10 protein-coding genes and 1 pseudogene are annotated in these 11,286 nt (G+C 64.1%); 5 read left to right on the forward strand and 6 right to left on the reverse strand.

Annotation, left to right across the window (positions count from 1 at the left end; genetic code table 11):
* Positions 1-46: 46 nt before the first annotated feature.
* Together JWP83_RS06460 and JWP83_RS06465 are read left to right on the forward strand one after the other, a co-directional pair.
* Positions 47-376, forward strand: coding sequence for a Zn-ribbon domain-containing OB-fold protein (locus JWP83_RS06460; RefSeq protein ID WP_367185584.1), 330 nt, complete (start codon positions 47-49; stop codon positions 374-376).
* 10 nt (positions 377-386) lie between these two features.
* Positions 387-1,208, forward strand: a complete 822-nt coding sequence (locus JWP83_RS06465; protein ID WP_297727442.1) for a mycofactocin-coupled SDR family oxidoreductase — start codon at positions 387-389, stop codon at positions 1,206-1,208.
* A gap of 20 nt (positions 1,209-1,228) precedes the next feature.
* Here the strand turns inward: JWP83_RS06465 and JWP83_RS06470 are convergent, their stop codons facing one another.
* The 4 genes from JWP83_RS06470 to JWP83_RS06485 all read right to left on the reverse strand — a co-directional run bounded on the left by JWP83_RS06470 (position 1,229) and on the right by JWP83_RS06485 (position 4,879).
* A complete protein-coding gene (locus JWP83_RS06470; protein ID WP_297727445.1) occupies positions 1,229-2,347 on the reverse strand; it encodes a phosphotransferase in 1,119 nt (372 codons plus the stop codon).
* Between the two features lie 101 nt (positions 2,348-2,448).
* Entirely contained in the window at positions 2,449-2,922 is a 474-nt protein-coding gene (locus JWP83_RS06475; protein WP_297727448.1) for a Zn-ribbon domain-containing OB-fold protein, read from the reverse strand.
* Positions 2,919-4,061: an acyl-CoA dehydrogenase family protein gene (locus JWP83_RS06480; protein ID WP_297727451.1), complete on the reverse strand. Its 1,143-nt coding sequence runs from the start codon at positions 4,059-4,061 to the stop codon at positions 2,919-2,921. The genes JWP83_RS06475 and JWP83_RS06480 overlap by 4 nt, the downstream gene beginning before the upstream one ends.
* Positions 4,058-4,879 carry an SDR family NAD(P)-dependent oxidoreductase gene (locus JWP83_RS06485; protein WP_297727456.1) on the reverse strand — a complete coding sequence of 274 codons (822 nt, stop codon included), beginning with the start codon at positions 4,877-4,879 and terminating at the stop codon, positions 4,058-4,060. The genes JWP83_RS06480 and JWP83_RS06485 overlap by 4 nt, the downstream gene beginning before the upstream one ends.
* Before the next feature lie 119 nt (positions 4,880-4,998).
* Between JWP83_RS06485 and JWP83_RS06490 the strand changes: the two genes are divergently transcribed.
* From JWP83_RS06490 to JWP83_RS06500, 3 genes are all read left to right on the forward strand, one after another.
* Positions 4,999-6,444, forward strand: coding sequence for a class I adenylate-forming enzyme family protein (locus JWP83_RS06490; protein WP_297727459.1), 1,446 nt, complete (start codon positions 4,999-5,001; stop codon positions 6,442-6,444).
* Between the two features lie 329 nt (positions 6,445-6,773).
* Entirely contained in the window at positions 6,774-7,139 is a 366-nt protein-coding gene (locus JWP83_RS06495) for a DUF732 domain-containing protein (RefSeq protein WP_297727462.1), read from the forward strand.
* 617 nt (positions 7,140-7,756) lie between these two features.
* The gene (locus tag JWP83_RS06500) at positions 7,757-8,248 is read left to right on the forward strand and encodes a pyridoxamine 5'-phosphate oxidase family protein (RefSeq protein ID WP_297727465.1); all 492 of its coding nucleotides are present in this window, start codon (positions 7,757-7,759) and stop codon (positions 8,246-8,248) included.
* Between the two features lie 126 nt (positions 8,249-8,374).
* On the opposite strand, the pseudogene JWP83_RS06505 reads toward JWP83_RS06500, so the two are convergent.
* Together JWP83_RS06505 and JWP83_RS06510 are read right to left on the reverse strand one after the other, a co-directional pair.
* Positions 8,375-9,149 (reverse strand): annotated as a pseudogene (locus JWP83_RS06505) (IS3 family transposase); the annotation flags it as partial.
* Between the two features lie 136 nt (positions 9,150-9,285).
* Positions 9,286-11,286, reverse strand: a 2,001-nt coding sequence (locus JWP83_RS06510) for an erythromycin esterase family protein (protein ID WP_297727468.1), incomplete at its 5' end; no start/stop codon positions are given.

Raw genomic sequence — 11,286 nt, forward strand, 5'->3', positions numbered from 1 at the left:
CCCGGATTCGGGACCGTACTGGCAGGGTCTCAAGGACGGCAAGTTGATGCTGTGCCGCTGCGACGACACCGGCAAGTGGATCCATCCACCATTGGAACGCAGCCGGTACACCGGTGGCCCGGTGCACTTCGAGGAAGTCAGCGGTGACGGCATCATCTTCAGCTACATCGTGGTCCGCCAAGCCCTCGTTCCCGGCCGCACGCCGCCCTATGTCGTCGGGCTCGTCGAACTGGTTGAGCAGCCGGGACTGCGGATCAACGCGGTGATCGATGCCGATCCAGTCGATGTCCGAATCGGTCAGCCGGTGCAGCTGCGCATCGTCGATCTTGGGGAAAGTGGTTATCGCATACCCGAATTCGTCATCAAAGAGTCATAGGGAGCAGCGCATGCGCAGAATGGACGGTCGCGTCGCCTTCATCACGGGAGCCGGCAAGGGGCAAGGGCGCTCCCACGCTGTCCGATTGGCCGAGGAGGGTGCCGACATCGTCGGTGTCGACATCTGTCGCCAACTCGACGGCGTGCTGTATGCGATGGCCACACCCGAAGACCTAGACGAAACCGTCAACCTGGTGGAGAAGACCGGTCGGCGGATGATCGCCCGTCAGGCTGACGTCCGCGACCGCAAAGCACTTCAGGCCGCCTTCGACGACGGCGTCGCGGAATTCGGTTACATCGACACCGTGGTGGCCAATGCCGGCATCGTGCTGAACCGGGTGGACGAACCCGATCCCGAGGCGGCGTGGGAACTCGGTATCGGTGTGCTGCTCACCGGTGTCTGGAACACCCTGCAGATCGCCAGTGCCCACATGATGAAGTCCGACCGTGGCGGTGCCATTGTCGCCACAAGCTCGATGGCCGGGCTGAAGGCCCTGACCGACGGCAGCGGCGGCGCGGACGCCTACGCCGCGGCCAAGATCGGCGTCACCGGCCTGGTGCGGGCCTACGCGCATCGTCTGGCCGCCAAGAACATTCGGGTTATGGCGATCGCGCCGACCGGTGTCAACACGGCCATGATCGTGGAGAACCCGGCGCTGTTCGAGGTGATCGCCCAGAACGAACACCTCGCCAGGGGGATGGCCAATGCCCTGCCGGTCACGCTGATCGAACCGGCCGACGTGTCGGAAACGGTGTTGTTCCTGGTCTCCGACAGTGGCCGGTACTACACGGGCACGACGCTGATGCTTGACGCCGGCATGAACATGGTCTGAGGCGGCTTAGCGCGCCGGGATCAGCTCAACAACTTGCCGGTGCCCAGGTCGGAATAGGCCTCGGCGAAGCGGCCAAGCACCGCGCCGACGACCTCGACCGAATACATCTGGTCGGGTGCGATCGCCCACATGCAGAAGCCCCAGGCCGGGCTCTCGCGATAGGCGGTCCACATCGCCTCGCGGTCGGGTACCGAGGTGACCCCAGCGTCGATCAGCCGACCGCGATAGTTGTCCAGCAGCTCGCGCTCGTGGGCCCGCCGAAGCTCCGGGGACAGTGCGGCGATCAACGCGTAACCGACGTCGTGTGACCACGAGCCGCGCCGGATCAGCTGCCAGTCAAGGACACCCATCCGGCCGTCAGGCAGCACATAGGTGTTGCGCGGATGCGGGTCGCCGTGCAGCACTGTGATCGGGTCGCGGGCCACCCGCTCCTGGAGTCTCCAGAACGCCGACTCCATCCCGTCCATGTCGGTGCCCGCCGCATCCAGCAGCGCCTTCTTGTACGGGGCGTCGACGAGCGCGCGGATTATCGCAAACCCGTTGTCGCGCAGAAAGCCTGCGAATCTGCCCGTAACGGGATCCTGTAGCCAGGACAGGTCGCCGCCGTCGACGAGCCGTCGGCTGCTCCAGAACGGAGCGTGCAGTTGGCTTAACGTGGCGAGCAGTGCGTCGGCCTGGTCGACGGTAAGGCCGGATATCGCGTCGGGGACCTGCGCGCCGCGCAAGGTGATGTCCTCTCCGAGGATGAGAAACTGCGACGGACCGTCTAGGTGGTCGGCGAAGTAGGTTGTCATGGTCTCAACGTTCAGGGCCGGGCGCAGGTCGCGGTAAAACCTTGTCTCGTCGTCGTACAGCACGGTCCCGCCGCCCCCTTCGGACAGCGATTCGTCGAACGCCTCCGGCAGGTCGTGCACCGTTCCCAATTGCGTTTTGATGAAGAGCCGCTGTGGAATTCGGGTATGTGGATCGGCATAGTTCACATCGAGGTGCACGTGCGACGTGGTGCCCTGCCAGGTGTGCCCAACCGTGACGTCGGTTACCTGTACGTCAGGATCGTGTCGGCGCAAAAGCGACGTCAACACGTCGGGTGTGACGTCGTCGGCGGACTGAAGCGTGACTTGCAGGGCTTGGCCGGTCATCACAATCCTCATCGGTGAGATACAACTATGACAGTTGACTGTCATAGTATCACCAAAGGCGGTGAAGAAGCCGGTTTTCGTGCCCTAGGTAAAACGGCTGACTACGTGGCCTTGACGGGGCGAAACAACGGCAACCACACCCGGCTGTCCTCCGCGCCCGACACCGCGGTCCAGTCTTCGAAGAAGACCTCAACCGGCATACCGACGCTGATCTGGTCCGGGGCGACGTCGACCACGTTGGTGATCAGCCGGGTATCGGGTTCCTCGGAAAGCTCGACGATCGCCACGACGTAGGGCGGTTCGAAACCCGGAATCCAATTCTGCCGGTTGACCGTATACGCCGCGACGACGGCGCGCCCGGAGACGGCTTCCGGCGCAATGTCGGTGCCGCGGCATCGCCAGCAAGCCGGCCCCGGCGGGTGGAAGAAGTGGCCGCATCCGTGACAGCGGGTGATCAGCAACTCGCCGTTGCGCCCGCCGGTCCAGAACGCATGCGACTCGGCGGTAGGGCTGGGCGCCAATCGCAACTGGGGGCGTTGGTAGCTGCTCTCCGCTGAACCGACGTGAGATGTCATGATCCGACCAACGATCGACCGATGACCAGCCGCTGAATCTGGTTGGTGCCTTCGAAGATCTGGGTGATCTTGGCTTCGCGCATGTAGCGCTCGACGCGATAGTCCCGGGTGTAGCCATAGCCGCCGAACACCTGGACGGCGTCGGTGGTGACCTTCATTGCGGCGTCGGTGGCAATCAACTTCGCTACTGAAGCGTTGCGCGAGTAGGGCAATCCCGCGTCGCGGCGGCGCGCTGCGTCCAGGTACGTGGCGCGCGCAGAGTCGACCGCCGCGGCCATGTCGGCCAGCAGGAACGCCAGGCCTTGATGATCAATGATCTTGCGGCCGAACGTCGACCGCTGCTGAGCGTAGGAAACCGCCTCATCGAGGGCGGCCTGCGCCAGTCCGACAGCCACCGCGGCGATGCCCAGGCGTCCGGAATCCAGTGCGCTGAAAGCGATCTGGAGGCCCTGACCCTCGGCGCCGATCCGGCGCTCCGTGGACACGAACGCATTGTCGTAGTGTGCCGCGGTGGTCGGGATGGCATGCAAGCCCATCTTCTCCTCGGGCTTGCCGAATGTGAGTCCGTCGGTGTCCTTGTCGACCAGGAAGCACGAAATGCCCTGTCCGCCTTGGCCCGTACGGGCGAACAGGCTGTAGAAGTCAGCTATGCCGCCGTGGGTGATCCATGCCTTGGCGCCGTTGACGCGATACCCGCCGTCGACTGCGGCAGCCTTGCAAGTGAGTGCGGCGGCGTCGGAACCGGCCTGCGGCTCGGACAAGCTGTAGGCACCGATCGTATGACCACCCAGCATGATTGGCAGCCACTGCTGCTGTTGCTCGTCGGTACCGAACGTGATCAACGGATGGCAGGCCAGGACGTGAACGCTGACGGCTACGGCGACTGCCGTCCAGCGAGCGGCCAATTCCTCGAGAACCTGTAGGTACACCTCGTAGGGCTGTCCGCCACCGCCCCATTCCTGCGGGTGCGGCAATGTCAGCAGCCCGGTCTCACCCAGAGTCGCGAAGACGCCGTCGGGATAGCTCTCGTTCTTCTCGTGCTCGTCGACGATCGGATCGAGCACCTTGTCCGCAACGTCGGCGGCCAGTCGAACGAGTTCGCGTGCTTCGGGTGTCGGCAGCAGGCGCTCGACGGTCATGGACGCCCATCCTGCCAGTCGCAACCGGTCAGCTCGACAGAGATATCCCACAGCAGTCGCGCGCTGTCCACCTCGCGGGCTTTGTCTTTGAGTTTGGTGGGCTTCGGTGTGCCCCACTGGTGCATCAGGCCGCGCGGCGCGATGTAGGTGCCATTCGGCAGTGTCGTGGTGATCGCCTGAATGGTCGAGCGGGCACCGTCGGCCGGGCTTTGTGCGATGCGCGGTGAGAGCACCCGGCCCGCCCACTGCAGTACACCCGAACCGTTGCGGGTGATCCCGGTGTCGGTCATGCCGGGATCGGAGGCGTAGGCGGTCTTGCCGCGGGCGACCAATTCGCGCACGAACAGCAGGTTCGCCAGTTTGGATTCCCCGTACGCCGACCACGGGTTGTAGTGGCGATGGTGATAGTTGAGGTCGTCGAAGTGGATGCGGGCGGTGTTGTAGTTGGTGCTGGCCACCGACACGACGCGGTCGCGGATTCGGTCGCCGAGCAGACATGTCAATGCGAAGTGGCCGAGGTGGTTGGTGCCCATGTGAGCTTCAAAGCCGTCGGCCGTGCGGGTTAGCGGCAAGCCCAACACACCGGCGTTATTCACCAGCACATCGACGTAGTCGACGGTGTCGGCGAACTTGCGCACGCTGGTGAGGTCGGCCAGGTCGAGCTCACGCACCTCGACATCGCCGGGCATCGACGACGCGGCGTCGTACGCCTTTGTCAGGCTCCGGCAGGCGATCACCACTTCGTGGCCGGCGGCGGCCATTGCGCGTGCGGTCGCCTTCCCGACGCCGCTGTTTCCGCCGGTGACGATGATGCGCACGTTGCGATGCCCTCCTTCGTGACAGTTCACACAAACAGTAAACTATTTATCGCTTTGGCAAAACGGTAAGGAGAGACGTTGACCGATACTCGCCCGACTGGTCGGGTTCAACCGCTCGGATGACCTGGCTAGAGCGGATCTGCGCAGTCCACGGACGCAGTGAACGCGTAGCGGTGATAGGCGAAGTGGGCTCCGTGAGCGGTCGCGAACTGATCGGAAAGGCCGTCGCGGCCGCGGACCTGCTCGCCGACCTCGACGCGTACGCAGGCCAGCCGATCCCTGCGTTGCTCACCACCAACGCCGACGCGCTTGCACTGCTACTCGGCGGTGCCGCCGCCAACAGGCCGCTCGCTCCGCTCGGGCCGCGGCAGACTTCCGCAGAACTGACCGAAACGGTGCGTCGGAGCGGCTCGTCAGTCCTTCTCGCCGAGGCTGCGTTCGCCGAGACGGCCCGCCACGTTGCCGATGCGGTGGGGATACGGGCGATTACAACACCCTTCTTGCCAGTGTCGAGGCGCCCATTGCATCCGGAACCAGGGTCCACGGCGATCTACCTGCACACCGCGGGAACAACCGGAGTTCCCAAGCGGGTTCCGCTCAGCGAGCGAGTGCTCGACGCTCGCGCCGCGCTTTTGCGTCGCCTGATCGGCATTGGTCCCGACGACCGCTATGCCACCGGCTCACCGTTACATCACATCGGGGGACTGGGCAATGTCCTGGTGGCCCTTACGGCCGGTGCGGCAGTCATCTGTACCACCAAATTCTCCTTCGATTGGTGGCGCAACCTGAGGCAACTTGATGCCACCCACTGCCTGCTCGTGCCGACCATGATCGAGATGTTGCTTAGCGAGGGGCTTCTCGCCGCAGTTCCGCTGAAGACGTTGATCTACGGCGCCTCGCCGATCACCGTCGACACGTTGCGACGCGTTCTTGAGTTTCTTCCCGACGTCGCGATGGTCAGCCTCTACGGCCAAACCGAGGGCAGCCCGATCACCAGCTTGGGCCCAGACGATCATCGGTTGGCTGCGGTCAAAGATCCCGACGTCCTGTCCACCGTCGGCCGGCCAGTGAGCGGCCTTCGTCTGCAGATCGACGAGCCCGACCGGGCTGGAATCGGCGAAGTGTTCGCCGCCGCGGCGCACCTTTCCGCCCAGGCCGCCGATGGGTGGCTGCACACCGGTGATCTGGGTGTGGTGGATGCCGACGGTTATCTCCGTCTTCGCGGTCGTCGGCACGACATGGTGGTTCGCGGTGGGGAGAACATTTATCCGCTAGAAGTCGAGAATGTGCTCAGCGCCCACCCCGCGGTTGGCGCGGTCGGCGTTGTGGGCGTGCCAGATCCGCGACTCGGAGAAACCCTGGCCGCGTTCATCGTTCCGACGAACTTGGCTCATCCGCCACAACCCGAGGAACTGGGTTCCTTCGCCCGCCTCAACCTCGCCGGCTTCAAGATTCCGCAATACTGGTATGCGGTCACCGAGCTGCCCCTTAACAGCGCAGGCAAGGTCATTCGCGCCACACTTCGGGCGTCACATCTGGAGCGTCGGCACACAGCGTCAACTTGAGTTATCTGCGCACGCCGGCCCAGGAGGCGGGGCAACACGTTCCCGAGGATCTGGCGAAGGTACAGCTGTCGGAGTTCTACCCGATGGCGCATTTCGTCGTGGGAATCCGAAACAGCGCAAGCCAGTGGGTGGTCTGGCCGGACTTGTATGGCGACTGGCCTAGACGGTATCCGTTATATAGTTTAACGTCTCGATCTATGCCGATAGCCGTGCGAAGCCCGGTCACATCAGCAGATCGACCGAGTCGTACTTTTCGTCGGCCGGAGTGTGGCGACGTTGGTCACTCATTCGAGCTGCCAGCCACAAAGAGCCGGGCCTCGCTGGTCGCTTTGATCGTCGCCGCAGCTGCTGTCGGCGGGCTCGTGCTGACGCCACCACCGCGGGCGCATGCCGCTCCGGCGCCTGAGGTCGAGTATGTCTACGACGTGGTGGTGCGGCGGCATTACGGATTTCCTAACAATGACGCGCTCAGCTACGGCCACGGAATTTGCGACAAGGTCGGCCGGGGCGAAGGCTATCGGCAGGTCATGGGCGACGTGAAGAGTGATGTCACCCCCAGCGACGAGTTCGCGGCTAATTACCTGGTCTCATATGCGGTCAATTTGCTTTGCCCTGAGCTGATATGGCAGCTGCGGAACTCAGCCGCTGGCTACCAACCGCCAGGCGGAGCAGCCGCGCCTGATACCTATTACTGAGGCTAGCCCCGACCAGACGTGATCGCCGCGCCGCAGATGTCGCCGGGAGCGCGCCGTTGCCGAGAAAGCTCCGTCAACCGCCACCGCTACAACGTCGAAACTGTCAAGATCGCTCGCGGTTACGCGTCCAGCTTGCTCCTGGCAGTGTGGGGTCACCTACCCGACCGAGCTGGCGCGGCTTGTGGCTATCCTGGCTGGACGCCGGATTCCACCCGACCCGCGGCGGCCCGGCGCTTCACTCGGTGGCGCATGCGGGCTTTTTCGGTCATCGTTTATTCATCGATAATGATCGAGAATCGATGAGAATCAGTGAGCCTCTTTAGGCCTTCGCATTGACCTATTCCCTTGTCGCACAGGTATTTACCGGTGTTCTTGGGAATCAATGAGAATCGCGATTTGCGAATCCGTTGGTCGCGGGTTCGAGTCCCGCCCGCCCCACAAACCCCACTGTATTACCTTGAATCGCCCCGGCGAGTCCCGAGACTTACTGGTATGAGAGCTCAGTGGTTGGCTGGGCTCCGTGTTGAGCATAGGGTTTCCAGGCCGACGGCCTGAATCGCTCTGAACCGGCTCGGGTGTTTCGTCGGCGACAGTGATTCGTCGTAGGTTAATGATCCGTGACTGGTTGGAAAGAGTTCACCGAAGCCGCCCCGCAAATCGCGGCCACGTTTGCGCGCCGACACGCTGCTACGGGCAACCTGTGCATGCTCGGCACCCTGCGGTCGGACGGATTCCCGCGGATCAGCCCCGTCGAGCCGAGGTTCTTCGAAGATCAGTTATGGATTTCCGGCATGCCCGGCACCACGAAGTTCAAGGACCTCGCGCGCGATCCGCGCTTCTGTCTACACACCGCGACCGTCGACACCGAGGTCAAAGACGGCGACGCGAAGTTATGGGGCATCGTCGACGACGTCCAGGACAAGGCTCTGCACCAACGGTTCGCCGAGGATCTGTTCCAACGGACCGGCTTCGATATCCGGGGTCAAGACTTCGATCACTGCTATCTTGCTGATTTGATTGGCGGTTCTGCAGTGCAGGTAGCTGATGGCCACCTGGACATCACGATCTGGAAGCGCGGCGAGTCGGAGCGCGTCGTACGGAAGCACTAGCTCACCTCGACAATGTATCAAGGGCAACCTCCACGCGGATAAGGGCGGGAGGACGGCTCACTGGCCACTTCTCAGCCGACGAACTGGATCGCCTCGGTTAGTCCGGAGGCTTTCTGATCTGAGAGCTCAGCCGGCGGCTGGTCTCCGGTGTTGAGCGGAGTAGGCCGTCTCTAGATCGACGGGCGGGATGTCGCCGCAGTATTCGTAGAGGCGGCGGTGGTTGAACCAGTCGACCCATTCGGCGGTGGCGAGCTCGACTTCCTCGACGGCCCGCCAGGGCTTGCGTGATCTGATCAGCTCGGTTTTGTACAGGCCGTTGATGGTCTCCGCCAGCGCGTTTGTCATAGGAGCTGCCGACCGCACCGACCGAGGGCTGGATACCTGCCTCGGCGAGGCGTTCGGAGAACCGGATCGACGTGTAGTGCGATCCCTGATCCGTATGGTGGACAACATCTTTGAGGTCCAGTACACCTTCCTGCTGGCGGGTCCAGATCGCCTGCTCGATCGCGTCGAGCACCATGGACGTGGCCATCGTTGATGCGACCCGCCAGCCCAGGATCCGCCGTGCGTAGGCGTCGACGACAAAGGCCACGTAGGCGACCCCCGACCAGGTGGACACGTAAGTCAGGTCAGCGACCCACAGCCGGTTGGGCGCTGGCGGGCCGAAACGACGCTGCACCAGATCGGCAGGCCGCGGTGCGGTCGGGTCGGCGATCGTGGTCCGCCGGGCTTTGCCCCGGACCGCGCCGATCAGTCCAAGTTCGGCCTTCAGCCGCTCGACCGTGCAACGGGCCACCGCGATGCCCTCACGGTTCAGTGCGAGCCACACCTTGCGGGCACCATAGACCCCGTAGTTGGCAGCGTGAACCCGCTCGATGTGCGGTTTGAGGGTCTCGTCACGCGCACATCGCGGCGGCTGGGTTCAGGATCGCCCCAGAGATTCGAGATCGGGAGACTGCCTCGCGGATGGGTCGAGTTCGCGAGCAGAACTATGTAGGTACCTGAGGTCTGTACAGCGCCAGCGAGCAGTACAACTTTCAGAGCCCCGTCGGATAGGTCTCTGGTACCTCCCCCGCGATCCACTTGCTTGTGACGTCTAGCGGCTCCACGGCGCGGGTGTTGTCGATGTGGATCATCGCGTCGAACTGCTCGGACGGTCGGACATGGAAGTAGTGGCTCTGCCGTTCGGTATCTGGCCGGTAGATCACTCCGATCGCTCGGGCCAAGCGGACCTCATCGAGCGGTTCTGCCGCCGGTCTGCCCTCGCGGCGCATCGCGACGTAAAACGCGTCGGTCCCTGCTTCGTGGAACAGTTCCTCGATGCCGTTGGGCAAGCCCGGCCGAACGGTCTTGCGTTCGGCGATCCCGCCCCATTCGCTGGCCGCGGTGACCGTTCCCGTGTAGGTGCTGAACCCGATCAGGCGCGTCTCGCTCCGATACATTTGACGGGCCAGCGTGCCCAGTGTGGTCTGCCCATCCGCGTATACCTCCGTTGCCCGCGCGTCGCCGACGTGGGAGTTATGTGCCCACACCACGATTCGCGAGGTTTGTGGGGGCACAACCTCGTCATCCAGATGCGTGAGCAACGTATCCAACGTGTCGGCCATGTGGATGTCGCGCCGGTTCCACGAGTTAACCCGCCCGGAAAACATGGTGCGGTAGTAGGCCTCGGCGTTGTGCACCACCATGGCGTTGCGTTCGGCATAAAACTGCTCGTCCTCAGTGAGCAACCCGTCGCGACGCATGTATTCCATCGAGTTGCGCTGAAGCTCGACAAGCTGATCAATCGCTTGCTCCTCGCAGGACTGTCCGGCGCCGAAAGCCGCCGCGAATCCGTATGCCTGCCCGTCGTCGTCGGCCGACACGTGGTCGAAGCACGAATAGCGTTGCCGTGCGCGGGCGGCCGCCGCGGGGTCGACGATGTCCAGATATGCGATGACCTCCTGCATCGACCGGTGCAGGCTGTACAGATCCAAGCCGTAGAAACCGGCCTGGTGCCTAGCATTGACGCGCTGATTGCGCTCCCGCAGCCAATCGGCGAAGTCGCGGACCACCGTGTTGCGCCACATCCACGTCGGAAACCGCTGAAACCCGTTCAGCGCCTCGTCGGCGGTGGCATCACCTATACCGCGGACGAAGCGGTTGACACGGTACGCGTCGGGCCAGTCTCCCTCGACGGCGACCGCGCAGAAGTCCTTATCTTCGATAAGCCACTTCGTGATGTCGGCGCGTGCTTGGTAGAACTCGTGCGTGCCGTGGCTGCTCTCGCCGATCAGTACCACGCGGGCGTCGCCGATCAGATCGTCCAGCACCTCACGTGGCGGAACGCCTCCGGGCGCGTGAATCCAGACGCGGCGAACCTGATCGGCGGGGGACTCGGCGGCGACGGCCGCGGCGGGGGTCGGCGGGGTAGCGAGCAGCTGGCGCACCTCCTCGTCGGTGGTTTGGTCGAAACGCCAGTAGGATTCGCCGACCGCCAGGAACGGCTGGGGCATGGTGGCGATGACGAAGTCGTCGACCAGGCCGGCGAATTGCCGCCACGTCGATTCGGGTGCTGCAGGCACGGCGATGACGATCTGCGCCGGCTCCCTCTCACGCAGCGCCTGCACCGCGGCGAGCATACTGGCCCCGGTGGCCAGGCCGTCGTCGACGAGGATCACCGTCTTGCCGGTTACCTGTACCGGCGGGCGGTCGCCGCGATACGCCGAATTGCGCCGGATCAGCTCGCGGCTCTCGCGTTCGGCGACCCCACGCAGTTGCCCAGGGGTGACTCGCAAGGCCCGGACCACGTCGTCGTTGATCACCACCCGACCGCCGAGAGCCATTGCGCCCAACGCTAATTCGCCGTGTCCCGGGGCACCGAGCTTGCGCACGATGAACGCGTCAAGTGGGGCGCCGAGTGCGGCTGCCACCTCCCAAGCTACCGGGATGCCGCCCCGCGCCAGCCCAAGCACGACGACATCGCTCTTCCCTCGGTACGCGTCGAGCAGGCGCGCCAAGACTCGACCCGCCTCGCGGCGGTCGCGGAACGTGCGCGG

This window comes from Mycobacterium sp., from assembly GCF_025965855.1.
In the GTDB taxonomy this organism is placed as follows: domain Bacteria; phylum Actinomycetota; class Actinomycetes; order Mycobacteriales; family Mycobacteriaceae; genus Mycobacterium.